The sequence below is a fragment of the Paenibacillus sp. F024 genome, from assembly GCF_057814255.1.
Genome location: NZ_JBVASZ010000047.1, coordinates 1 through 24,741, shown reverse-complemented (window position 1 = coordinate 24,741; position 24,741 = coordinate 1). Strand labels below are relative to the sequence as shown.

Below are 24,741 nucleotides of genomic sequence, written 5' to 3'. Positions count from 1 at the left end.
TCTCGAAAAGTCCAGTCCCAATTCAATTTTCAAAGAGCCAACGCTGGAAATTTTGAAAGCGGTCGCCAGTTCCCTGGGGAACTGGAAATTGGCCTTCAAAGCTTTACAACAAATATGATACGAGGAGTGTAGTCCATGTCGTCTGAAAAAAACTACCATGCTTTGATCCCGGATAAAATTTTCATGGGCGCGGCAGCTGACGTTGAGTCGATGGTGAAAAATGAAGGCATCGACGTGATCGTGGATCTGCGCGGCGAAGCAACGGAATGCGCCTATCCAGCGGCTAGTGCGAAATGGATTCAAATTCCGTTAGCGGATAATGCTGCTGTGCCGCAAGAAAAAGCCTTTGAGCAAGCGATCCGGGCCGTCACCGAAGCTTATCATCAAAACAAGAAGGTTGCGGTTCATTGTGGCGGAGGAAAGGGACGAACCGGTACGGTAGCAGCGGGTACCTTACTTGCTTTGGGATTAAGTTCTACGCTTGATGAAGCTGAGGCAAAAGCAAAGAGCATCCGGAACATCATTGATATTAAGCCATCACAGAAAGAATCTCTGAAAAAACTATATCCCGATAAATAAAAATATAAGGGGCTGTCCCATAAACTTCTGGTTGGCCTATTTCCTTAGGTGCATTACGATGGTAGCCGGGAGAACGTGGGCTTTTTTGGGGTTCGACCCCGTCAAAAAAACTGTTCTCCCACTGCCCCCAATGACCATGTTTGAGCTGGTTGAGGCTATGACCTCGCATCACAAGCGAAGCTATGGGTTTGGAACCATCGTGGGAGTGCCGGCGGACTATAATTCAGGAGGATGAAATGGAACCGGTTGTAGGTTTGGATGTATCGAAAGGGACAAGTATGATCCAAGCATTTCTTAAGCGTAATGAGGCCTATGGAAAATCGGAATCCATAAGGCACACAGAATTGGGATTTAGGCGACTTGGGGAAGTGCTGATCGAGCTCAGAGAACGTACGGAGAAGAACCGGTTGTCATTCTGGAGGCGACAGGCCATTATCACCGTGTCGTGGTGGCGTATTTGGCAACAAGCGGAATCAAACATATCATCGTCAATCCGCTTCTGTCCAAACGTGCGAAGAGCGCACAACTTCGAAAGGTGAAGACGGATGCGGCGGACGCTTGGCACTTGGCCGAGATGTATTACCGCGGCGATGTGCACCCGCATCGAAGCTGGAACGAGAATTATACGGAACTTCAGCATGTAACCCGACAGCACGAATTCGTCACCTCGCTTTATGTTCAGGCGAAGCTCAATATGCGGGCGCTGCTGGATCAGGTGTTTCCTGCCTATGAGGAAGTGTTCTACGATCTCTACTCAGTCACGGCTCTAAAGGCTTTGCAGGCTTGCTTGTCTGGTCAGACGCAAGAATTGGATGAACTCATCCGTCAGGTTGCCGGGAAGTCGCATTCCGAATCCTGGATAGGTACGAAAACAGAGCGGTTGGGTAAGATCCTGCAAGTGTGGTCAAGGGAGAAGAAGAGCGCCGCTCAAATTCAGATGCTGTCGAGTATGGTTTCGTTACTTCTCACCATGCGGGAACAGCTCCAAACGGTTGAAGAGCAGATGGATCGGCTAGCGGAATTACTGCCGGAAGTCGAACTCATAAAGAGTATTCCGGGGATAGGGAGATAAACTGGCAGCAGCCATAGTGTCGGAAATCGGAGACGCAAGCCAATTAGGAGATGCCAAGCAGCTTGTAGCATTTGCGGGGCTGGATCCTGGTGTATACAGCTCCGGACAATTTAGGGCCTCTAGCAACCGAATAATAAAGCGGGGCTCAAAACGCTTGCGTAGAGCCTTGTATATGGCAGCTCAATGCGGATTAAGGCGCGGCACGAACCCAAGGCTAAAGGCTTACTATGATAAGAAAAGACTAGAGGGCAAGCTCTACAAGATGACGGTGATTGCTTGCGCCAACAAGCTATTGCATCACATTTACGCCATCTTGAATAAGAACCAGCCCTACCACGCATAAACCATATTTAACCAAAAACCTCCACGCCAATGGAGGTTATTTGGCATGCTCAGAAAATTACATCAGCAATTCGATTCTAAGCCAAGATCTCAGAGCATGACAAACATTAGCTGGTTTTGCTGCTAGCTTGACAAATTTGTGAAATCAAGCGGTTTACGTTCCGATCTGCATTGAACCTTGGAGTGAGACGGTGTTGTGAACGGGGAGCATGGCAAATTATAGATTAAAGCAAAAGGCAACGATAATGATGGGGGTCTACTGATGTAATCATTAAGACTATTTTTCTTTGGTCTTGTTGTAGTCAAGGTTGAGATTATCCCGCATATCTTAGTCTTTTGGTTTACTGCTGGTTGAAGCATTCCAGCATAACTAAATAAATCATGGACACCGACTTGTAGGCATCCGATATTCTAACAAAATTAAGAATGGAAAGGTTTTTCACCGCACTTCAAACTCGCCTATATAGGAATAGTTGAATTCTTGCAACGCTTCCCTAATTGTTCTTAAGAGAGTCAGTTGCATTTACAAAAATTGTATATTTTCTTTAATACCATGCGCTTATGAACGATTATCAAAGTCTATGAACGTTCTGTGATTAATTTGTGTGAGACCGGTGAACAAAGAATGAATATGTTTTGACAAATGAATAAATAACTACTCAATATAGTTAAATTATTGTACCATCTTTTTTAAGCGGATCTAAGGTCATAATCCGTAAACTATGATTAGGAAGGTGGAATTCAGTAATTAAGAAAGGGATATGTTATGAACTCAAACTTCGCAGAGTGAATTCAACAAATAAGCCTTAATGTAATTGGGAAGGCCGGCGATCCATTGCTGAAGTTGAGTTTTGATTATTTTTTGGATTTCCTTGCTTGTCTTTTTTAGGGTATCTTCAAGAAGCTCGATTAATTGCTGTAAATCCAATTATCTAACTACAACCAAATCAAAGAAAGGGGAATCTGTATGAAAGTAAAATGGGCTTTATTTGTTTTCATTTTCACTATTATCACAGTGTTAACCGGTTGCGAAAAGCCGTTAACGGTCTTGGATCCTAAAGGGCCTCAAGCTCGAACGACAGCCGATGTCATTATGATATCGATTTGGACAATGGCGATTGTTGTCATTGTCGTTATCTTGCTTTACGTATTTATGATAATAAAATACCGTGCGTCTAAACAAAGAAAAGATTATGAACCTCCTCATATTGAAGGTAGTCTTAAACTTGAAATAATTTGGACGGCTATCCCGATTATAATCGTAGCTTTCCTATCAGTTGTTACGGTTAAATCGACATATGAAGTTGAGGCAATACCGAAAGGATACGAACAAAAACCATTAGTTATTTACGCTTCATCATCTAACTGGAAGTGGCATTTTAGTTATCCGGAAGAAAATATTGAAACTGTTAATTACCTGTTTATACCAACAAACCGACCAATTCAATTTAAACTTTATTCATATGGACCAATCTCCAGTTTCTGGATTCCTCAACTTGGAGGACAAAAATATGCGATGGCTGACATGGTTAACACGTTAAACTTGGCAGCTGATGTTCCAGGGGAATATATGGGTCGAAACGCAAACTTCACCGGTGAAGGTTTTGCTCAGCAAACGTTCAACGTTAAGGCAATGCCTCCAGAAGAATTCGATAAATGGGTAGATGAAATTAAAGCTACTGCTGAACCTCTTACTAAAGAAAAATTCTATGAATTATTAGAACCAGGTCACCTTGGACAGTCCACGTTCACTGGAACTCATTTAGGTTTCTCACCACCTCCAGAAGGTCATCATAACCAAGAATCATCTGACACTAAAGAAACTGATTCTGAGGAATCCGATGAATCTGACGAAGATTCACCCGAAAAAAATTCTGACCAAAGCAACATGAACAACATGAATCATTAAGATTTAACAATCGTTCGATAAAACAACTAGTTTTGCATTAAAGCAATATATTTCCTGAAAGGAGTCACAAAAAGTATGGATTTCTTTGATCGATTTGCCGTACCTAATCCAGGTCCTACGATTTACGCATCGATGGTTGCCATTGCTCTTACTCTTATCGCGATAATCGTTGGATTAACCTATTTTAAAAAATGGGGCTATTTATGGCGTGAATGGTTAACGACAGTTGACCATAAACGTATCGGTATTATGTATCTGATATCTGCTTTGCTAATGCTATTCCGCGGCGGTGTAGATGCTATTATGATGCGTGCCCAAACTGCTGTGCCTGAAAACACGTTGCTAGGTGCACAGGAGTATAATGAAATTTTCACTACGCATGGGGTTGTTATGATTATATTTATGGCTATGGCATTCGTTATGGCCTTAATGAACTTCGTTGTTCCATTACAAATTGGAGCTCGTGACGTAGCGTTCCCACGTTTAAATGCACTAAGTTTTTGGTTTTACTTTTTCGGAGCGCTGTTGTTCAACATCTCTTTCGTAATTGGTGGATCTCCTGATGCAGGTTGGTCTTCTTATTTTCCACTTGCAGGTACTGAATTCAGTGAATCTGTAGGAACGAACTATTATATATTTTCTCTTCAGATTTCAGGTCTTGGTACATTAATAACGGGTATTAACTTTATCACTACCATTCTTAAAATGAGAGCACCTGGTATGACATTAATGAAAATGCCAATGTTCACATGGTCTGCCTTAATCACTAATCTTATCATCGTTTTCGCTTTCCCTGTATTAACAGTGGCGCTTATAATGGGGACAATGGACCGACTATTTGCAACAAACTTCTTTACTTCGACTAATGGCGGGATGGACATGCTTTGGGCGAACTTGTTCTGGGTTTGGGGACATCCTGAAGTTTATATCTTAATCTTGCCGGCATTCGGTATTTATAGTGAAATTATCTCAACCTTTGCACGTCGTAACCTGTATGGCTATAAATCAATGGTAATCTCTATGGTGGCTATCTCTCTGCTTTCATTCTTAGTATGGGTTCACCATTTCTTTACAATGGGTCAGGGAGCACTAGTTAACAGTATCTTCTCGATTACAACTATGGCGATTGCTGTTCCGACCGGGATTAAGATCTTTAACTGGTTGTTCACGCTTAGAAAAGGTAAAATTGTTTTTACCGTTCCAATGCTTTATTCATTAGGTTTCATTCCCATTTTCACAATCGGTGGGGTGACCGGGGTTATGCTTGGAATGGCAAGCGCTGACTACCAATACCATAATACAATGTTCTTAGTAGCTCACTTCCACTTGGTAATTATTCCTGGTGTTGTATTCGCTATGCTTGCCGGTCTCACTTACTGGTGGCCAAAAATGTTCGGTTTCATGCTGAATGAAAGAATTGGGAAATGGGCGTTCTGGTTTATCTCAATCAGCGTTTGTGTAACATTCTTCCCAATGTTTATCTCTGGTTTAGATGGTCAAGCACGTCGTATGTACACGTACTCTGAATCAACTGGATTTGGTCTATGGAACATGATTTCTTTCATTGGAGCCATCGGGCTAGCGATCGGGTTTGCTCTAATTGTTTATAACGTTTACTACAGTATTCGTTACTCACCAAGAAATATTCATGCTGACCCATGGGATGCACGTTCTCTTGAATGGGCTACTCATAGTCCAGTACCAGAATACAATTTTGCAATTGTACCAACAGTTAATTCAACTGAAGCATTCTGGGATTCGAAGAAAAAGGGCTTTAAATTATTCAATGGTAAAATAGAGAAAATTCATATGCCAAATAACAGTGGCGTGCCGTTTATCATGGGTAGCATCTTCTTCGTATGGGGTTTTGCATTTGTATTCGGCATGTGGACTGTTGCAATCCTTACAACAATCGGTATCTTTGCTTGTATGGCCCACCGCTCATTTGAAAAAGATCACGGCCGTTACATCCCTGTTGAAGAAATTGAAGAGACAGAAAAAAAATTGCGAGGTGCTAACTAATGAAAATAGATCACTCGCTGCCACTTGAATATAGCACGGAACAAAATCGCTTAAATATCTTAGGATTCTGGATTTTTCTTGGAGCGGAAATTGCGCTTTTTGGAACGCTTTTCGCATCCTATTTCACATTAGTTGATCGGACTGGAAACGGTCCTACTGGAGCAGAGATTTTCGAAATTACCCCAGTACTAATTGAAACAATCTTGCTTTTAACAAGTAGTTTTACTATTGGTCTTGGTATTCACGCAATGCGTATCGGCAAGCAAAAAGCGATGATGACATTCTTTGCTATCACGCTACTTCTTGGTCTAGGATTCTTAGGAGTTGAAATTTATGATTTCGTTATGTATGTTCACGAAGGAGCAGGACTACAAACTAGTGCATTTACAGCTATCCTATTACTTACATTAGGAACGCATGGAGCGCACGTTACATTTGGTATATTCTGGGGATTATTCATCATCCAACAAGTTAAAAAGCGCGGGTTGACTCCTGAAACAACCAATAAAGCATTCATCTTCTCTCTTTACTGGCATTTCCTGGACGTAGTTTGGATCTTCATCTTTAGTTTCGTCTACCTGAAAGGAATGATGTAAACATGAAAGAATTATTCCCGCGCAAACAAGTAGTGGGCTTTGTATTTTCACTGATCCTTACTGCAGTTGCTCTAACTGTTTACTTCTTTGACATGTCATTCACAGTAGGCTCGACGATTCTTCTTGTAACAGCATTCATACAGGCAGCCGTTCAGCTAGTTGTGTTTATGCACGCTGGTGAAACTAAGGATAAAAAATCAATCTATACGAGCATATATTATGGATTATTCATAGCTCTAGTTACCGTCTTCGGTACTTTACTAACATTGATCTGGGGATACTACTAATAATACGAATGTATCAAAGAGGGCGTCTATCCGGCGCTCTCTTTTTTTGTTCATGTAATGCGCAGCCACCATTTAATTTTATCTACTATTCCTCCTACACACATCTATATATGCAAATTACATATTCACTTTATTTTTTAATCTTTGTCACCATCTCTCCAGAAGCTACTAGAAACACCCCCATTAAAAAGATAAAAGCAGCGCCCATAACTGTACCGATACCAATGCCTGTTACTGAACTGTAATCGGTTACAAAAAAACCGTACAAGAAAATGACAATTCCAATTATTAGTACAGTACCACCTACATATTTCACAGCATTTAATATTTTTACATATGATTCCATTTCACTCATTCTCCTTTTTTGTATATTATTCATCAAGTTCACAAAATCGTCAAGTATTTCTGTCGTTTTTCTAAATTTTCCTGACATTCATATGAACATGAATGCGGAATGTGGATAACCTGAAGATAGCTATTTTAGTTCAGCACGAAATCGGCGAATTGTCTTGCTTGAGAAAATTAGACCGCTTTACAAAGATGGCGGTCGTCCTCCTATCGACCCAAGAGTCTGCTTTCGGATGCACTACCTTTACTTTACACGCCCGGAGATCTCCTCGTCTCGGGATCTGGTGATGCAACTAAAGGAGCCCAAAAACCAAGCATAGCGTAACTTTATCGGGGTCCCCAATATCAAAAAGGTGCCGGCTCACAGCTGCCTGAGCAACTTCCGAGCCAAAGTCAGTGCCGAATTGTTTTATGCCATTCTTTTCGATCTCATTGCCCAAGCGTTAAAACTGAAGGATTTTTTACTGCCGACGCTTACGGGCATCGATTCCAGGCCGATTTGGGCTAACGTCAACGGATACAAGCACAAACGCTGCTCTTGCCCGGATCAGAACAAGTGCGCTTGTGAGAAGACATACTCCGATCCGGATGCCACCTGCGGTGTGCAGCGAACGAAGGCGAACCAGAACAAGTTTTTCATTGGCTACCGGAAGCATTCTATCGTCTGTCCCAGCCCGAAAGGTCCAATTGTCTTGTTCTCTATCCTCCTCCCCAATGATACGGCGGACGTCAAAGTGATGCTGCCGCTCATTGAAATGATGAAGAAGATCGAAGGATTGAAGGTCGACTATCTGGTGGCGGATTTGGGTTATTTCGATGCCGACGATCAAAAGGAGGCGCTCCTGAAGCACGATGTGGCGGTCGTAACGGAAAACAAGAAAAACACCATCATTCCTGAACACTGCTCCCCCGAAGGAAAACCGGAATGCGAGCAAGGTCATGTCCTTATGTTCGACGGATTCGATAAAGATACATACACCGCCTGGTTTCGCGGAGACGATGAGAAATGCGCCGCCTGTCCGCTTCAAGGCCTTTGCGAGAAGCAGTTCGGCTATTCCTTCACGGAACCCCCGGTTTTCCACGGCCCTGTACCACAGGGAAGCATGCTGCAAGAACACATGCTGAAATTCCGTAAGCAGGTGGAGTTGGCGTTTGCACAAGAGTCGAATCAGCTGACTTCCGTCATGAAGCATAAGAAGGTGCCGGTTCGTACAACCAAATGCGTCGAGAAATGGTTCATCCTGCGAGATGCGTTTCGGTTGATTGAACGAATGATTGCGCATGTACGGGAGACGGTTCTACCACCGAATCATGTTGCAAACATGAAAAAGCTGCAAGAGATTCAAGTGGAGCAAATCTCGCTGCCGCTGGCAGGGTAAATCACCTCCAGAAGCAATTGAAAAAAAAAGAAAATCACGGCACAAGGGATACGTCTGTCCAAAATTAAGGACTGAAATTGAATCGGTGCCGATGAAGATTAATCGATCCCATGGCACCCCTTTCATTTCCAATTTTGGAGTCTCTATTGGCTACTTATGCTGCTGTCTTCAAACTGAAATAGTGCTTTTTGAACAGCCTCTTAAGGGGAAATTTTATGGACAAATGGAAAAAACATCATTAAAGGAATATTGTGAAGATGATTTATACAAGTTTCAAGGTATTGTCATTAATATACTATCAAACGTAGTATTTAATAATGGATATATGTGTTATTTTTAGGTAGACGAAAATTATTCGTCAATCAAAGAAAGTCGGCACACGGAACGGATGAAGAGGTGATCCATTCATACAACTGACATTATTAAAATGTGCTTATTTGCTAACTTCTATGGTATGAGGAGAATTCAATATGTTAACAATTGTTTGGATCCTGGTTTTGGTGGTCATGGGATCATTCTTTGGCTTGGCTTTTGTCCGCATTTTTCAGGGCAAAAAACTTCAAGCGAGCATTTGGGCTGTTTTGTTAATAATGAGTATGTTTTTGTTTTATTTTGCTATAGCCAAAGGATATCTGATGGTACCCCCACAATACATGGGGTGATTTAGAGATAACCTCATTGTTTAGTTTGAAAAGCCATTAGATTATTTATTTATTGAATTGACTGCAAAAAAAGGTAGAAAGAGTCGAATTACAAAGCTGACTCTTTCTACCTTTTTTACTTATACCCATCCAAAAATTCTGGCGAGTTGTGTTGTGGCAAAAACTACGAAAATGGCTATAAAGGTAGGTATCAAGAATGCCAGGAATGTCCATTTTGGACTACGTGTTTCTTTAAAGATATTGATTAATGTTGTGCCGCAGGGATAGTGAAGGAGTGAAAATAACATCATGCTTCCTCGCTATAGTTCATGGCTAATGTCTGCTTAATAGAAATTTAGTCAATACTGCTCTGTAAGATGATTAATAGGGCGGGATGACTAGTGTGGACTACATTAAGCAGTAGTGACAATATGATTTCAGAGATGTTCAAAGTGGCGTTACAGTTGGAAGAACCATGGAAATTGACGCATGTTGAGTTTGACGATATGGATCAAGCTTGGCACCTGTTTATCGACTTTGCACGAGGAGCAACCTTCGCTTGTCCCTTATGCGGGATCGCTTGTAAAGCATATGACTCCGAGAAGAAGACCTGGCGACACTTGGACTTCTGGAATTGGAAAACATATATGCACGCCAGAATGCCACGAGTAAAATGCAAGGCGTGTAACAAGATAACGCAAGTATCGGTGAAGTGGGCCAGACCGCTTTCTCATTTCACTTTGCTCTTTGAAGCATGGGCGATGCGATTGATGGCGGAAATGCCCGTCAATGCGGCAGCCCGTGAGCTGAGAGAACATGACACACGGATGTGGCGCATCTTCCATCACTACGTCGATAAAGCGATGGCAGAGCTTGATATATCCAAGGTGAAACGGATTGCGATTGACGAGACGTCATCTAGGCGAGGGCACCGCTACATTACCCTGTTTGTTGATGTTGATCGCAAAACCGTGCTGTTTGCAACTGAAGGCAAAGGAATGGATACGTTGGAGCGCTTTAAGTCGTATCTGACAACAAAAGGTGCTGCCGCGCAGCAGATTGAAGAAGTATGCTGCGATATGTCACCCGCCTTTATCCGAGGGATTGAGGAATATTTCCCTGATGCCGAGATCACCTTTGACAAATTTCATGTGATGAAGCTGGTGGGCGAAGCCCTAGATGAGGTTCGAATTCAAGAGCAGAAGCAAACGCCAGAACTGAAGCGAACGAAATACATCTGGTTGAAGAACGAAGCAAACCTCAAAGCGGAGCAGAAAGAAACCTTACTGCGCCTAAAGGACAGCAACCTGCAGACTGGGCGGGCTTACCGTCTTAAGCTGGCCTTACAGGATCTCTGGACTACCCCGCATATTTTGGCGGATGTGTATTTGCGGGAATGGATCGGCTGGGCCACTCGATCAAAGCTCTCGCCCATGATTAGCTTAGCCAAGACGATCAAGCAACATGAGGAAGGCATATTACGCTGGTTCCACAGCAAGATGACGAACGGTTTGCTCGAAGGTATTAATGGTCTGGTGCAAGCAGCCAAACGGCGAGCCAGAGGTTACCGCAACGTAGAAAATCTGATCGCCATGGTCTACATGACCGCGAATAAGCTCCGACTTCCAACGCTCGGAGCACGCCGAGCTCAATAACCCTTACCGCCTTAATACCACGCTTCAGAGATTGAAACAGCGGTCAAGTGCTCTTCTTGAGGGCTGTTTCAATCTCTGAAATTCTCTTAGAGGCGGAAGGGTTATAAAACTAATATTTGCGCCTCTACCCACCCAGTAGAGCGAAGAGCCAACATCATGTTCAGAGCGGTCAACCACGTCCATCCCTGATCGAGAAAGATACTTTTGATATTCTCAAAACCATCTGCGTCCACCATTGCCCCTGAAGAAAGGTAACCCATAAGCAAAATCGGTAGCACGATTTCGTTTGCCGGAAGGCCGAGAATAAAGGCCATCAAAATAAAACCGTCGAGTCCAAGTAATTGGGCAAATGGATCAAAAAATGAGGCCATATGATTTAACACACTGGTACCGTCAATGAAAATATTTCCGAAAATCCAAGTGATAACTCCAGCAGGTGCAGCTATAATAATCGCACGTTTTAATACAGACCAAGATTTGTCTTTGGATGAGATCAAAATTGTTTTTAAAAATTGAGGCCGGCGATATGGAGGAAGTTCGAGCGTATAATGGGTGGGAACACCTTTCAGCGCTGTCTTGGAAAGCACCCAAGATATAGTCAATGTAACCACAATGCCGAACAATACCATTCCCATAACGACCAGTGCGGTGGTCAGAGAATGTAGTTGACCAGCTACACCAGCAGCCATAAAGAGGGAAGAGAGTAATATCAAAGTAGGCCATCTGCCATTGCATGGCACAAAATTATTGGTCAGAATAGCCAACATACGTTCACGCGGCGATTCAATAATTCTTGTTGACATAATGGCAGCTGCATTGCATCCGAATCCCATAGACATCGTAAGGGCCTGTTTGCCATGCCCGCCGGACTTCTTAAACAACCGGTCCATGTTGAAGGCAACACGGGGGAGATAGCCGAAATTCTCCAATAGGGCGAAAACGGGAAAGAAGATGGCCATCGGAGGGAGCATCACGCTAATAACCCATGAAGTGCCGCGGAACAGTCCTAAGACCAGCAAACCGGTCAGCCAAGCTGGAGCATTGATAGCTTTAAATCCTGTAACTAAATAGCCTTCAATCCATCCAAAGAAAGTAGCCAGCATGGATGAGGGAACATTTGCACCGGCAATGGTAAGCCAAAATACGATGCCGAGTATGGCGAGCATGATTGGGTATCCCCAAATCGGTGATGTCAAGATTTTATCCAAATGGTACGTACTCATTAACTTTTTACGATCTTTATAAATCAGGATATCCTGGCATAATTCTCTTGCATTGGCATAAATATCGCTGACCATCTGTTCACGGATGGTTTCGTCACCTGTAAGAAACTTTTGTCTTAATTGATTTACAGCTGAATTATGTGTGACAGCTTGAGTTTCCATAGGTGTTCAGCTCCCTTCCAACACCACTGCTTTCAAATCTCTCCATGGCGTCCAGAATGCTTTGATCACCTTCCAAAATACGGAGTGCCATCCATCTTGAAGGATAACTGTCGCCAAGCAAATTTCTAATTTCACTCTCTATAGCTCTAATTCGATTTTCTATTTCTTCTCTGTATAGAATTTGTCTGGGTTTAGGTACAATATTTCCTGATACGACATCATAGATCGATGATTTTAAGCTTTGGATTCCTTCTTTTTTGCGGGCCGATATCTTCACGACAGGAACTCCTAATTTTTCGGAAAGCTTTTTTTCATCAATTTCAATTCCAAGTTTTAGAGCTTCATCCATCAAATTAATACAAAGGATCGTTTTGCTGGTCATTTCGAGAACCTGTAATGCGAGATTCAAATTTCTTTCCAAAGATGTAGCATCAAGGACCACCACGGTTACATCCGGTTTTTCTAAAATAATGTAGTCACGAGCTACTTCTTCATCCACGGAGTTAGTGAACAATGAATAAGTACCCGGGAGATCGATGACTTTGTAAGTTTGATTCTGATATTCATAACTCCCTTCGGCTCGAATAACGGTTTTTCCTGCCCAGTTACCTGTATGTTGACGCAATCCCGTTAATGTATTAAACAAGGTGCTTTTTCCCGTATTAGGATTTCCTGCTAAAGCAATCCGGAAGGTCACCATATTATTCTGCCTCCTTTAGTTCGCCAAAAATCAGATTTGCTTCTTCTCTTCGCAGTGCTATGGTTGTATTGCTTACACGATAAGCAACGGGGTCGCCTAACGGACTTTTTTGCAGCACTTTAACTATTGTGCCAGGTACAAATCCAAGGTCAAGCAGTCTTCTCCGCAGCACACCGGGCACTTCACACTTTACTAATTGAATACACTGTCCAGTTTTACATTCAGATAGAGGGATAAGATGGTGAGCATTCATGGATTCATCCTCCTCGTTAAATTGAGCAAACCGCCACAATGTTTGCCTAGGGCAACTTTTAGGTCGTAAAAAACCAATGAATAAATGTTCATGTGTATATTTTATGATATCACAAAAAAAGTGTTACGAGTACAACAATTTTTTCCTAAGGCAAAAAATGAGGGTATCAAAAACTGTACGCAAAGTGTTTGTCTGTATAGTGGAGAACAGGGTGAATAACAAGTTTACAAGGAGGAATTTTCAAAAGGGAAGCGATGGTAAATAGGGCTTGCTGAACGGGTCACATTTTACGGTAGCAGGAGCAAGCGGACTGCGAGTCTCGACAACAGCCATTGCAAAACAGGCAAAAAGAGAACCCGGAGTCTCTTTTCGAGGTTCATCACCAGCAGTTGCAGCCCGATTATGGTCTCGCTCGTCGTCTGAAGGTGCGCTCGAATACGGCCAAGCCCGTAGCTGCGCTTGCCCTCGCCGAACTTTCCTTCCACCGCATTGCGCGCGGTTGTATCCGCCTTGGCGATTTTCTTCTGCTCTTGCTGATCGGCTGACGGACGACCCAATTGCGGTCCGCTCAATCGTATTCCCTTCTCCTTGCAGAAGCGCAAGTTGTCCCGCGTGCGGTAAATCTGATCGGCCAGCACCGCTTTCGGATAAGTGCCGAACCGAGCGCGGTAGCGTTCCACTGCAGCCTGCAACGTCTGGCCTTCGTTGTAGTTGTCCCAGGACAGGTGCTCCCGGAACGCATAACCGTTCACCACGCTGATCGCCAGCTTCGCCCCGAACTCGACGTTCGCGCGGGCTTTGCCGCGCACGATCGGCCTCACGTGCGGCTGCGCGATGCTGACGATCCGATCCGGTACGCTGTGCGTACGTTTGTCGTACATCGCTTGCTGCTGGCGAACCAGTTCCTGAATGACCAGAAGTTCCTTGTACATGCGGCGTGGCAGCCGCGTCAGGCCGCCCGTGGAGGCAAGTTCGGCGATGATGCGCAGATCACGGGACACGAACCGCAACTGCTTGCGGATTGCTTTGCGCATCGTGCGCGGCTTCACGCGCCTTTGCTTGGCAACCGCCAGATAGGCTTTGCGGGCACGCTCCCGGTATATTCTTGGCTTGCGAGTCTTTCCGCGTTCCGGTTCATGCAGGATGTCGATGATTTGCTCCAGCTTTTCTCTGGCCTGATTCAGAAGAGACAGATCCGTCGGGTAGGCGATGTCCGCCGGCGCGCAGGTCGCATCCAGCAGCAGTTCGCCCTCGTTCGTCAGTTCTATCTGCCGCGGCTGCGGTTCTGCCGATTCGTCGGATGTGTGCGCGGCAGCTCCGCCGCTTGGATCATCGTCGTCGTCCGATTGATCTGGAGATTCGCTGTTATTGCGCGATTCTTCGAGTGCGATCCACTCATTCACTTCATCGATGATCTCGCCGCCCAGCCGCTTGCGGAAATGCGTCATGAGCGAATGATGAAACGGACGTCGGTATTGGTATTCCGGAAGACCGAGGAAGTACTGCAAATACGGATTCTCCAGGATCTGCCGAAGCGTCTCCCGATCGTCGGTGCCCAGCCGCTCCTGGATGATGAGCGCGCCGAGCGCGACACGGATCGATACGGCTTTTTGACCCTTGAGGCTCTTTTTGAAGTTTTTCGCATACTTCTCCTCGATTTTCCACCAGGGAATCATCTGGGCCAGAAGCACCCAGCGGTTATCTTCTGCGAGCTTCCCGCCGAACGGCAGGAAGAAGTCGCCTGGCATGATCATTTGGCTCTCGGTTCGCTGATACAATTCGGACGCCTCCAAGTGCAAGGTTTTTCACGGTAAGCCTCTGTTTTCCTTGCACTTCATTTCGACAAAAGAGGCGCCAAACCCTTGCTACTATTGGCTTTTTCTTTCGTTCAGCAAGCCCTAAATAGCCTTGCTTCCCTTTCGATATTTGGTAGACACAGTATTCTGATTGCTTATTCGGAAGGTAGTAAATTTACCTAGACATGACGATATGGGTCACTAGTTCAAAAATGATTCTGGATTTATTGCCTTTTCATTAACCCGAACTTCAAAATGCAAATGAGGTCCAGTGGAACGGCCAGTAGAACCAACTTCACCAATGAGTTGGCCGCGTTTTACCAAATCCCCTTTTTTCACTTTTATGCCGTTCATCCTCATATGAGGATATAGGGTCCAAAGACCGTTTCCATGATCGATAACTACCGTATTTCCATAAGTGCTCCACCACTGAGCAACAATTACTGTCCCTGCTTCAGCTGCGAGGATGGATGTTCCTGAAGGGGCGCCGATATCGAGACCATTATGAGAAGCCCCCGATTTACCAGTTATAGGATCGATACGAGTTCCAAAATTCGATGTAATGGGGTACTTTTTAGGAAGAGGCCACTGAAGCTTGCTATTTGACGATTTTACACTAGTATTGCTTCTGGCTTTCAGCAGTGCAGCTTGCTTACTCGCTAAAGCCATCAATTTCTTTTCTTGTTCTTCCGATACTTCCTCCAGATATTCTTCTTTTTGATTTAGTGACAGGATAGCAACTTCTTTGTTTTTTTCTTTTAGAGCGAGCTCGGACTTTACACGTTCTGCTTCTTGTAATAATAGCTTTAATGATTCCTGCTGCTGCTTAATGGCTAAATTGGTTTGAGCAATCATTTCACGGTCTTTTTCCAAAGAATCTAATAGCCGCTTGTCCTGCTCCAGAATAGACTTGAGGGCTTCAAATCTTTCGATAAAATCCCCGAAACTAGTTGAGCTGAAAAGAACGTCGAAATATGAAATCATTCCATTCATATACATCACTTTCAACCGAGTTTCCATTGATTTTTTGCGTTCATCAACTCGTTCAATGGCTTCATTTAACCGGTTCACATTATCCTGAAGTTCTGAATCTTTTATTTTCAGCTTCTGCTGAAGATCAAAAAGTTTCTCTCCTGCAGCATCCATCTGACCCTGAATAGCTGTTATTTCCGATTTTATTTGTTTTTTTTGTTGCTCAATTTGGTTAATTTCTTTCGTTATTGTTGATGATTTTGCTTTTTCTTCGGTGATAGACTTATTAATTTTATTTAGTTCTTGATTAATTTGACTTTGATTCATCTGAGCAATCCCGGTATTAGGGAGAATGGCAGACAGTATCAAAGTCGAAATAATGAAATAGTAGCTTTTTCTCATGTTTCCTCCTCTGCAGCAAAGATTCAAAAGAACTACCATAATAAAAACTACAATACATCGTTTTTAAAGTCAAATTTTGTCGGAATAAGCTATAGTTATACGGCTCCAGTGTCGTGGTGCTTTTCTTACTAATTATTCTGCGACGTTTGGAACTGCAGCAAATGCCGCTGTCTGAATTTTTAGCTTTGCAGTTTGTCTGGATTCCAATTTTGCAAATCATCCTTTTGTCGACCAGCACCCTTCTGCTGCGCAACAAACTTCAGCTCGTAGGCTTGGTGGTCGCGGTTTTGATCTGGCCATTTTCTACCGGCCATTCCACTTACCCGCGTTATGGGGGATACTTCGCTGTGGGCATGGATCTTGTCCACTTGCTTGCCGTCTCGGTTTGGATGGGGGGATTATGGACACCGATTCAATTGAAATTCACGCCGGAAAATGGACAGGTGCAAGTTGAAGCTGTCGAGGAACCACAAGACGTGCTGATTCGCGTGCAGGATTCGGGCAGCGGCATTGGGCAAGAGGATTTACCGTATATCTTTGAGCGATTTTACCGGGGGGACAAGTCGCGAAACCGGAAAACCGGCGGCAGCGGTTTGGGGTTAACTATCGTAAAGAAGCTAGTCACCGCTCATGGCGGGCAAGTGTGGGCAGAAAGCAAGCATGGAACCAAGTTTACTATCCGACTGCCTAAAGAAAACCGTTCATTTTAAGCCAAACACCTGTACATCTACACAGGATCTTCACAAGTGCTGGTTATACTTATACTATCCAGCCAATCGTCTGACTTGGCGCGGAGATCAACACATAGAAAATCGGTTTAGGGGGATGTTTTCCTGAAAAAAATCTTCACACTCGCGATGGCAGTTGTCATAGCAGCAGCGGTCACAGCATGTTCCAAGAAAACGGCCGACGATGGGCATGGCTCCCACGATGCGGGGGGTACAGCATTTACGCACATTCATGGCCTTGGTTACTCCAGCGACGGCAAACGTCTTTTGATTCCGGCACTTAACGGGCTAAAAGTTTATGCCGATGGCAAGTGGAGTGACGCCCCAGGGGAGAAGCATGATTATATGGGTTTTTCGATGGCCGATAACGGTTTTTACAGCAGCGGTCATCCTGCAGTCGGTTCCACCTACAAAAATCCCATGGGCCTGATTAAAAGTACCGATGAAGGGAAATCCATTACCGTTCTGGCTTTGGAGGGTGAAGTGGAACTTCATGGCATGAGCGTGAGTTACCGAACGCATACCGTTTATGTCCTGAATTCCGAGCCAAAATCGAAAATGAAGCATGCTGGGTTGTTCTACAGTCGAGATGAGGGCAAGACGTGGGTGAACAGCCCAATGACTGGTCTTTCCGGGCAGATTACGGCGTTCGCAGTTCATCCGACACAGGACACGATCGTCACCATCGGCACAACCTCGGGTGCTTATCTTTCGAAGGATAACGGTCAAACGTTTGCCGCTGTTTATACCGACCAGCCGGTTTCTGCATAAGCTTTTACGGATCAAGGGGAGCTGCTGATCGGTACCAGAAAATCCGAACTGGTTAACGTTAATCTGGAAACGAAACAACCGGTCACCATTAAAACGCCGGTGCAAAACGGTGACGTGATTGCGTACCTATCGGGGAGCCCGACCAGTCCGAAAGAATGGGCCTCCGCCACCGAAAAAAAGACGTTTATGTTTCCACTGATAATGGTGTCGCTTGGCAGCAAATCGTTGATCAAGGACAAGCCAAAAAAAACCATGAATAGGAGGTTGTGAAATGAAAAAAAACATGGCCAAGATAATGAAAGTCGGAATCGTTTCTGTGGCTACGGCCTTGGCTTTGACGGGCTGTTTCAACAATAACGATTCGTCCTCGCAGCAAGAGGGACATAATACGGGTGTGGGGCAGCAGGAGAGTACCACCCAAAGTCAACCGGCGACAGCGGTTAAAAGTCCATGGTTGGCATCGAAAAACACGACGCGCATCAACACAAACGATCCGGCCGAGGCTGCCGCCGTTATATCGCAAACCCTCTGGATGGCCACAAGTGATGATAACCGGCCGGGCGGCGTGGTCCTTGCGAATCCACAGGATTGGCAAACGACGCTGGCTAGCGCGGATTTGATTCACCATCCGAATAACGGTCCTGTGTTATTCGTGAATAAGGAGGGGATTCCCGACGTCACCTTAAACGAACTCAAGCGGCTAAAGCCGAAAGGCGTGGAGATGAACAGCGGCGTTCAGGTCGTGCTCGTCGGCGATCTCGGTCAAAAAGTAGAGGATCAAGTCAAGGAGCTTGGACTGAAAACGGATAAAATCGCAGGCGGCAATCCAGCAGCGGTAGCCAAAGCAATTGATGCCTATTATACGAAAACCGCAGGTGAGAATCCGCCTTCGGTCATCGTTGGTTCGAAGGACAGTCAGGAATATACGATCCCTGCGGTAAACTGGATCGCTCACATGCCGGAGCCATTGCTTTATGTCAAAAAGGATGAAGTTCCTGCGGAAACTATAGATGCCCTAAAAACGCGTGGAGGAAAAGCCAATATCTACATTCTTGGACCGGAATCTGTAGTATCCGCAAACGTGGAAAAGCAATTGGATGAATACGGGAAGGTTGTTCGGATTGCCGGGAACGATCCGTATGAAAATGCCGTTGCGTTTGCGAAATACAAAGACCCAGCAACCGGTTTTGGATGGGGCATTACCACGCCGGGACACAATTTTTCGTTTGTAAGTAAGGATACGCCAGCCTTGGCGCTGGCCGCTGCGCCGTTCTCCCATTTAGGTAAACATGCGCCGCTGCTTTGGACCAATAAAGCTAAGATGCCGGATTCCGTTATGTCGTATGTGATGTCTATTCAACCGAAGTATAAAGAATCTCCCACCGAAGGGCCTTACAATCATGCTTGGTTAACCGGCGGCGATGACGCACTTAGCGCCGCGGCACAGGGCGAGATCGATACGATGCTTGAGATCGTATCCGCATCTGGGGAAGGCCATGGAGGTCATGGTGGTGGCACAACGAACACAGGCACCACACAGCCAAATACTACCGGAGGATCAGCAGGACATGATATGTTTAGCATGTCGGGCATGAAACATTAATGAATGGTTTTACTCTCAAATGGGGTAACCATATAGAACAAACAAAAGGAGGCTACTACCCATGTCGCACGAACAATTTCAATCCTGCATTGAGGAATGTATCCGTTGTATGCAAGCGTGCAATCACTGTTATGACGCTTGTCTAAAAGAAGATCATGTCGCGATGATGAAAGAATGCATTCGTTTGGACCGGGAATGTGCCGATATTTGTGCCTTCACCGCGCAAGCAATGTCGATGAACAGTTCCTACGCGAAAGAGCTCTGCCGTATCTGTGCGGAGGTTTGTGAGGCTTGCGGGAATGAATGCAAAAAGCATGAACACGAGCACTATCAACGTTGTGCCGAAGCGTGCTTCTCCTGTGCGAAAGCTTGCAGGGCCATGGCCGCGTAACGGATTGATATCAGCTAAGTAATTTGCTCAATCCCCCTATGCAACTAGGGGGATTTTTAAATGAATCCACTACATAGAAGTAGGGAGGGCAGATGAAACGATGAATGGTTCCATGATGAACGGTTCTATGATGTTTATGATGTGCATGATGAACTGATTCAGCCTTTGGGAGTATTAAAAAAGCACTCCGCTTGGGAGTGCAGAATATTATTGAATTCCTAACATTAATGCAGTATAAGCGGTACAGACAAATAAAATCCCAAAAACCGTTGCCAATCCGCTGTTTATTCGCTTTTGGAATAATATCAGCATTGAGAGCAAAAAGAGTACTGCAATAAATGCTAACAAAATGCTGGTTTCGTTTGGCACCAAATGTATTGAAGTTGAAGGCTCGATTGTTTCCTGATAAAAAGTTTGGAACAATGCAGATGGCTTCTCAAATTGGATGACAGCCGCGAGATTCTCTGTTGGAGATTGCTGTCCCATTACCGCCATTGCAGAGAAAACCAGTAAAGCAAAAATGCTTTCTGCCTTGACCCACGGTATCGGATTAAATTGTGGATTAGAGTATAGTTTTCTTTTTACCAAAACACCATTTTTAAAGGCCAATGTCAGCAAAGGTATAATAAATAAGTGTTTAAATAGTAAAGCTTGACCATAAGGAACGATCCACGAATTCACGTAATCGGGTACTAAAAGCGTCATTAAAAAGAAGCCAGCACTTATTGTTGCGACTAAGCAAATTAAAGCAACTGGACTAAACCATTTTAAAAAAGCTAGCCAATTATCACTGTTCTTGGAAAACCAGGAGACGACTAATAAAGTACCTATCCAAATGCATACGGCCAGAAAATGAATTCCGTGTGGAATAAAGCCCTTTAACTGATAACTGGCTGTGCAATGGCTGGCCCAGCCAAATGCCAATATTAAAGCAAATGTAAATATTGATGTTATATATTCAAGTTTTGGTTCATTTGTATTTTTCTTAATGTAGCGTACACTTATCAATACAGCGGCTAATACTAATGTTATCAGCCAAGCGTGTCCTATATTAAAATCAAACAGTATTCCTTTAAAAATAACTCCAAACTCAGCTTCAAATTCTCCTGAAAGCATAGTCGTAATCCTCAGAAGTGGGAAAAAGGATAAAACAGCTATTCCGACTATAGATACGTTCACTAACCAATCAGGAACTATAATTTCAGGACGCCTATGTTCAGGTACAAATGTTAATATTTGATGTCCGACTAAGATACAAAAGCAACAATATAAAAGGAATTCAGTAATATATACCATTTCTTCTCCTTAAAATAGTCATGATGAAGGCCCCGAAAACAAACACGGCCCTTTCACAAAACCAAATCAAAACTGTAACGCTATTGTAAAATGGATATCTCGAACTTATTATACAAGAAAAAAAAGGCAGTTAGTTAAATAAATGAAGCGATATTTTGAACATTCTCAATAGAACTTCCTCTAATCTTTTGGTGCTATACTAAGAGTCTCTAAAAGTTTCATGAGATTGTCATTAATATACTACATCGCATAGTATTTAATCAATAATCGATGTGGTACTTTATATATAATGATATGATCATTTATTAATTTAGTAGGCCTGCATACGGATAAACATTACGAGGTGATCTATGTTTACAACGGATATTACAATTTGGGTAGCATTAGGAGCGGGAATTCTTTCTTTCGTGTCACCATGCTGTTTACCGCTGTATCCAAGCTTCATTTCGTATATTACCGGTGTTTCTGTCAAGGATATTGAAGAGAGAAATCATTTGCAGAAAAAGAGGGTGCTCTTACATACGCTCTTCTTTATAATGGGATTTTCAATCATTTATATCGCTTTAGGTATGTCGGCAAGTTTGATAGGACAATTGTTTACGTCAAATCAAAATTTACTACGACAGTTGGGCGGAATTTTGATTGTGGTTATGGGGCTAACAATGGTAGGGATTTTCAAGCCAACATGGATGTTGAAGGAAAAGAGGGTTCAGTTGAATTCAAGACCGGTAGGGTATGTAGGTTCATTCCTTGTTGGCATTACCTATGCAGCAGGTTGGACTCCGTGCATTGGACCGATCTTGACGACAATTATGACACTCGGGGTTACAAATCCGGAGCAATCGGTGTACTACTTAACGGCCTATATGATCGGATTTGCCGTACCATTTTTCATTATGAGCTTTTTTATTAGTCAGATTAAAATATTCCTGAAATATTCGGCCTTGATGATGAAAATTGGGGGAGGGATGATGGTAGTCGTCGGCATACTTCTATATACAGATCAGATGACGAAAATTACCATTTTCTTTATTCGTTTATATGGAGGATTTACGGGATTCTGATGTTAACAGAATGGCCTATTATATAAGAACCGAAAACCGGGTGGTGCGCATGGAGGTAATTTCAAAGCTTATAGGAGCCGTGGCACCGGGGGTGTGCCTGCTTGCTTATTTTTATTTAAAAGACCAGTTAAAACCAGAGCCTTTTAAACTGGTAATCAAAGTGTTTATCATTGGCGGATTAGTCGTGTTTCCGTTAATCGTTGTGCAGAGTATACTTGCTCCTTATAATGGGGGCATATGGATCGAGTCCTTCCTGCTGTCGGGATTGTTTGAGGAGTTCATCAAATGGTTTCTGCTGTACTTTTTAATATACAACCATACTGAGTTTGATGAATTTTTTGATGGAATTGTGTACGCCGTAGCGATAGCGGCTGGTTTTGCAACGGTTGAAAACCTTTTTTATGTTATTCTAGGGAACGGAAACGAGTTTTCTGTAATCTGGACGCGTGCACTGCTTCCTGTTTCCGGACACGTTTTGTTTGGGATTACTATGGGATACTATTTTGCTAAAATGAAAAACAATCCGAAAATACGGTACTATATTCTTTCCATCCTCCTCCCAGCTTGTTTTCATGGTGTATTTAACCTTATGAATCATTTGGAAATGCCATTTGGCCGTGGATTACTTATTACATTTATGAGCTTCCTTTGGTGGTTTAATATTCGAAAAATGAATCTCAGTATTGGCAAGGGTGCGGTGGGTCTTGCAGAAAAATAGGAGCCATTCCTGTAATGAATGAATTCGAGGTTTGAATGAAAAAAGTACCTTCTGTATACTGGGGAACGTTCCGACCAAAGAACAAATCCCAGCGCAGGAGGCACTCTACAATGAAGTATAAACACGCCAAGAAACAGAATCAACGAATTCAACAAATTACCGAATCAACTCTTGTTGTCGGAGCCGACATTGCCAAGAAAACACATGTCGCCAGAGCCGTCGATTTCCGCGGAATCGAGCTCGGTAAAGACTGCGTGTTCGGCAATGATCATCAAGGCTTAACGAAACTTGTAACGTGGATGAAGGAGCTTCAGTGGCGACATCACAAGACGGAAATCGTCTTGGGGATCGAACCCACCGGACACTACTGGTTTCCACTGGCTGAATATCTGCAGCGTGAAGGCGTAGGAGTCGTCGTTGTTAACCCGCATCACGTAAACAAGAGCAAAGAGCTTGAGGACAACTCACCGACCAAGAACGATTACAAAGACGCCAAAGTTATCGCCGATCTGGTGCGCAATGGGAAATACAGCGAGCCTAAATTGCCGATGAACGTCTACGCAGATCTTCGGATCCTGATGAATCTTCGGGAGAAGGTCATGGTTAACTTCGGCCAAGTCCAGCGCCGCATTCAGAATTGGTTAGACCGCTTCTTTCCGGAGTATGGCCAGGTGTTTAAGGACTGGGAGGGCAAGGCTTCGCTGATTACGCTGAGTGAATTCCCGACTCCGAGCGAGATTGTGGCGCTAGGTGTGGGCGCAATCGTGCGTCGTTGGAAAGAAGACGTAAAGCGCGCCGTCGGTCCCAAACGAGCGTCGCAGTTGCTTGAAACGGCGAGAACCTCCATCGGCCTTAAACAAGGACTGGCAGCAGCGAAAATTGAGCTGAAGACTCTTCTGGAGCAATACGAGATGTTCGCCAAGCAGCTTGAGGACATCATGATAGAAGTGGAGCGTTTGTTAGCTCAAATTCCGGGAACGAAAGAAATGCTGACCATCCCTGGTGTTGCCATCGTGACGCTCGCCGGCTTCCTGGCTGAAGTCGGGGACCTTAGTGGTTACGACCACGGCCAGCAGATTATTCGGCTCGCTGGCTTAAATCTAAAAGAAAACAGCTCTGGCAAGAAGAAAGGCAAATCGACGATTACAAAGCGTGGCAGATCCAGGCTTCGGGCTTTGTTGTTCCGAGCGATGATGCCGATGGTGGCGAAGAACGCCGAGTTTAAGGCGTTGCACCAGTACTTCACGAAGCGAAGTCACAACCCGCTGAAAAAGAAGCAATCCATTGTGGCGCTCTGTGGTAAATTAATCCGAGTATTGTACACGCTAGGCACCAAACGCATTCCGTACCAGCCATCCGATGTTCTGGGGCCGGTACGTCAGGCCCAGTTACAGATGGCAGCTTAATTCAAACCATTTTCACGTTTCTCACACAGAACTTGAAATAAACCAACGACAATTGAAGCACGGAGCAGCCGTAGGATCTATTTCCATAAGGGCAACGACCCAGTAAAGGAGCAAGGAAACGGCGTCCACACCTCGAGAGGCAGAACGAAGGAATGTAAGGGCTAAGACCCAGCGTGACATGGGAGGAGGGTAAGCCGTCGGGGGAATAGAGTGGATATCCAGAGTGCGGTCATACGACTCATCCATAGATTGGGAACAGCGTCCCAACCTCTATTCCCGCCTCCGCCTCCTCCAGATAATTAGGGCTTGCTGAACGGGTCACATTTTACGGCATCACGGGCAAGCGGAATGCAAGGGTCGACCAGAGCCATTGCAAAAAAGGCAAAAAGAGAACCCGGAGTCTCTTTTCGAGGTTCATGACCAGCA

At 44.3% G+C, this 24,741-nt stretch carries 23 protein-coding genes and 3 pseudogenes; 17 read left to right on the top strand and 9 right to left on the bottom strand.

Annotated features, from left to right (window positions below):
- The first annotated feature begins 135 nt into the window (after positions 1-135).
- Together ACZYR9_RS25245 and ACZYR9_RS25240 are read left to right on the top strand one after the other, a co-directional pair.
- A complete protein-coding gene (locus tag ACZYR9_RS25245; RefSeq protein ID WP_488981166.1) occupies positions 136-579 on the top strand; it encodes a protein-tyrosine phosphatase family protein in 444 nt (147 codons plus the stop codon).
- Positions 580-815: 236 nt separating this feature from the next.
- Positions 816-1,994 (top strand): annotated as a pseudogene (locus ACZYR9_RS25240) (IS110 family RNA-guided transposase).
- A gap of 771 nt (positions 1,995-2,765) precedes the next feature.
- Here the strand turns inward: ACZYR9_RS25240 and ACZYR9_RS25235 are convergent.
- Positions 2,766-2,915 (bottom strand): annotated as a pseudogene (locus tag ACZYR9_RS25235) (IS4 family transposase); the annotation flags it as partial.
- Positions 2,916-2,960: 45 nt separating this feature from the next.
- Here ACZYR9_RS25235 and qoxA point away from each other — a divergent pair.
- From qoxA to qoxD, 4 genes are all read left to right on the top strand, one after another.
- Entirely contained in the window at positions 2,961-3,902 is a 942-nt protein-coding gene (gene qoxA / locus ACZYR9_RS25230) for a cytochrome aa3 quinol oxidase subunit II (RefSeq protein ID WP_141336087.1), read from the top strand.
- A 75-nt stretch (positions 3,903-3,977) separates the two neighbouring features.
- On the top strand, positions 3,978-5,924 hold the full coding sequence (gene qoxB, locus ACZYR9_RS25225; protein ID WP_488981165.1) for a cytochrome aa3 quinol oxidase subunit I: 1,947 nt from the start codon (positions 3,978-3,980) through the stop codon (positions 5,922-5,924).
- A complete protein-coding gene (gene qoxC, locus ACZYR9_RS25220) occupies positions 5,924-6,520 on the top strand; it encodes a cytochrome aa3 quinol oxidase subunit III (protein WP_488981164.1) in 597 nt (198 codons plus the stop codon). The genes qoxB and qoxC overlap by 1 nt, the downstream gene beginning before the upstream one ends.
- A gap of 2 nt (positions 6,521-6,522) precedes the next feature.
- Positions 6,523-6,807, top strand: coding sequence for a cytochrome aa3 quinol oxidase subunit IV (qoxD, locus tag ACZYR9_RS25215; RefSeq protein ID WP_141336084.1), 285 nt, complete (start codon positions 6,523-6,525; stop codon positions 6,805-6,807).
- 130 nt (positions 6,808-6,937) lie between these two features.
- On the opposite strand, the gene ACZYR9_RS25210 is transcribed toward qoxD, so the two are convergent.
- Positions 6,938-7,153 carry a hypothetical protein gene (locus ACZYR9_RS25210; protein WP_488981163.1) on the bottom strand — a complete coding sequence of 72 codons (216 nt, stop codon included), beginning with the start codon at positions 7,151-7,153 and terminating at the stop codon, positions 6,938-6,940.
- A gap of 163 nt (positions 7,154-7,316) precedes the next feature.
- Here ACZYR9_RS25210 and ACZYR9_RS25205 point away from each other — a divergent pair, with 163 nt between their 5' ends.
- The 3 genes from ACZYR9_RS25205 (at position 7,317) to ACZYR9_RS25195 (ending at position 9,196) form a co-directional block, all read left to right on the top strand.
- Positions 7,317-7,475, top strand: coding sequence for a transposase (locus ACZYR9_RS25205; RefSeq protein ID WP_474323896.1), 159 nt, complete (start codon positions 7,317-7,319; stop codon positions 7,473-7,475).
- An 84-nt stretch (positions 7,476-7,559) separates the two neighbouring features.
- Complete coding sequence (locus ACZYR9_RS25200; protein WP_488981162.1) at positions 7,560-8,534, top strand: transposase; 975 nt, start codon at positions 7,560-7,562, stop codon at positions 8,532-8,534.
- Between the two features lie 470 nt (positions 8,535-9,004).
- On the top strand, positions 9,005-9,196 hold the full coding sequence (locus ACZYR9_RS25195; protein ID WP_155615432.1) for a hypothetical protein: 192 nt from the start codon (positions 9,005-9,007) through the stop codon (positions 9,194-9,196).
- Positions 9,197-9,315: 119 nt separating this feature from the next.
- On the opposite strand, the pseudogene ACZYR9_RS25190 reads toward ACZYR9_RS25195, so the two are convergent.
- Positions 9,316-9,489 (bottom strand): annotated as a pseudogene (locus ACZYR9_RS25190) (nucleoside recognition domain-containing protein); the annotation flags it as partial.
- 87 nt (positions 9,490-9,576) lie between these two features.
- Between ACZYR9_RS25190 and ACZYR9_RS25185 the strand changes: the two are divergent.
- Positions 9,577-10,830 carry an ISL3 family transposase gene (locus ACZYR9_RS25185; protein WP_488981161.1) on the top strand — a complete coding sequence of 418 codons (1,254 nt, stop codon included), beginning with the start codon at positions 9,577-9,579 and terminating at the stop codon, positions 10,828-10,830.
- Positions 10,831-10,931: 101 nt separating this feature from the next.
- Here the strand turns inward: ACZYR9_RS25185 and ACZYR9_RS25180 are convergent, their stop codons facing one another.
- The 5 genes from ACZYR9_RS25180 to ACZYR9_RS25160 form a co-directional block, all read right to left on the bottom strand.
- Positions 10,932-12,215, bottom strand: coding sequence for a nucleoside recognition domain-containing protein (locus ACZYR9_RS25180; protein ID WP_488981160.1), 1,284 nt, complete (start codon positions 12,213-12,215; stop codon positions 10,932-10,934).
- Positions 12,190-12,915 (bottom strand): FeoB small GTPase domain-containing protein, encoded by a 726-nt coding sequence (locus ACZYR9_RS25175; RefSeq protein WP_141336079.1) that lies wholly within the window; start codon positions 12,913-12,915, stop codon positions 12,190-12,192. The genes ACZYR9_RS25180 and ACZYR9_RS25175 overlap by 26 nt, the downstream gene beginning before the upstream one ends.
- Position 12,916: 1 nt before the next feature.
- Positions 12,917-13,168 (bottom strand): FeoA family protein, encoded by a 252-nt coding sequence (locus tag ACZYR9_RS25170; RefSeq protein WP_488981159.1) that lies wholly within the window; start codon positions 13,166-13,168, stop codon positions 12,917-12,919.
- Between the two features lie 287 nt (positions 13,169-13,455).
- Positions 13,456-14,946, bottom strand: coding sequence for an IS5 family transposase (locus ACZYR9_RS25165; RefSeq protein ID WP_141336077.1), 1,491 nt, complete (start codon positions 14,944-14,946; stop codon positions 13,456-13,458).
- A gap of 219 nt (positions 14,947-15,165) precedes the next feature.
- The gene (locus ACZYR9_RS25160; protein WP_181410213.1) at positions 15,166-16,338 is read right to left on the bottom strand and encodes a murein hydrolase activator EnvC family protein; all 1,173 of its coding nucleotides are present in this window, start codon (positions 16,336-16,338) and stop codon (positions 15,166-15,168) included.
- A 161-nt stretch (positions 16,339-16,499) separates the two neighbouring features.
- Here ACZYR9_RS25160 and ACZYR9_RS25155 point away from each other — a divergent pair, with 161 nt between their 5' ends.
- The 4 genes from ACZYR9_RS25155 (at position 16,500) to ACZYR9_RS25140 (ending at position 19,831) form a co-directional block, all read left to right on the top strand.
- Positions 16,500-17,048, top strand: coding sequence for a sensor histidine kinase (locus ACZYR9_RS25155; RefSeq protein WP_488981158.1), 549 nt, complete (start codon positions 16,500-16,502; stop codon positions 17,046-17,048).
- Between the two features lie 147 nt (positions 17,049-17,195).
- Complete coding sequence (locus ACZYR9_RS25150; RefSeq protein ID WP_141336075.1) at positions 17,196-17,837, top strand: F510_1955 family glycosylhydrolase; 642 nt, start codon at positions 17,196-17,198, stop codon at positions 17,835-17,837.
- 283 nt (positions 17,838-18,120) lie between these two features.
- On the top strand, positions 18,121-19,440 hold the full coding sequence (locus ACZYR9_RS25145; RefSeq protein ID WP_488981167.1) for a cell wall-binding repeat-containing protein: 1,320 nt from the start codon (positions 18,121-18,123) through the stop codon (positions 19,438-19,440).
- A gap of 61 nt (positions 19,441-19,501) precedes the next feature.
- Entirely contained in the window at positions 19,502-19,831 is a 330-nt protein-coding gene (locus ACZYR9_RS25140) for a four-helix bundle copper-binding protein (protein WP_488981157.1), read from the top strand.
- 207 nt (positions 19,832-20,038) lie between these two features.
- On the opposite strand, the gene ACZYR9_RS25135 is transcribed toward ACZYR9_RS25140, so the two are convergent.
- Positions 20,039-21,127 (bottom strand): copper resistance D family protein, encoded by a 1,089-nt coding sequence (locus ACZYR9_RS25135; protein WP_488981156.1) that lies wholly within the window; start codon positions 21,125-21,127, stop codon positions 20,039-20,041.
- Between the two features lie 350 nt (positions 21,128-21,477).
- Here ACZYR9_RS25135 and ACZYR9_RS25130 point away from each other — a divergent pair, with 350 nt between their 5' ends.
- The 3 genes from ACZYR9_RS25130 (at position 21,478) to ACZYR9_RS25120 (ending at position 24,315) form a co-directional block, all read left to right on the top strand.
- Complete coding sequence (locus tag ACZYR9_RS25130) at positions 21,478-22,191, top strand: cytochrome c biogenesis CcdA family protein (protein ID WP_141336073.1); 714 nt, start codon at positions 21,478-21,480, stop codon at positions 22,189-22,191.
- A 49-nt stretch (positions 22,192-22,240) separates the two neighbouring features.
- On the top strand, positions 22,241-22,909 hold the full coding sequence (locus ACZYR9_RS25125) for a PrsW family glutamic-type intramembrane protease (protein ID WP_181410212.1): 669 nt from the start codon (positions 22,241-22,243) through the stop codon (positions 22,907-22,909).
- Between the two features lie 110 nt (positions 22,910-23,019).
- Positions 23,020-24,315 carry an IS110 family RNA-guided transposase gene (locus tag ACZYR9_RS25120; protein WP_488981155.1) on the top strand — a complete coding sequence of 432 codons (1,296 nt, stop codon included), beginning with the start codon at positions 23,020-23,022 and terminating at the stop codon, positions 24,313-24,315.
- Positions 24,316-24,741 lie beyond the last annotated feature (426 nt).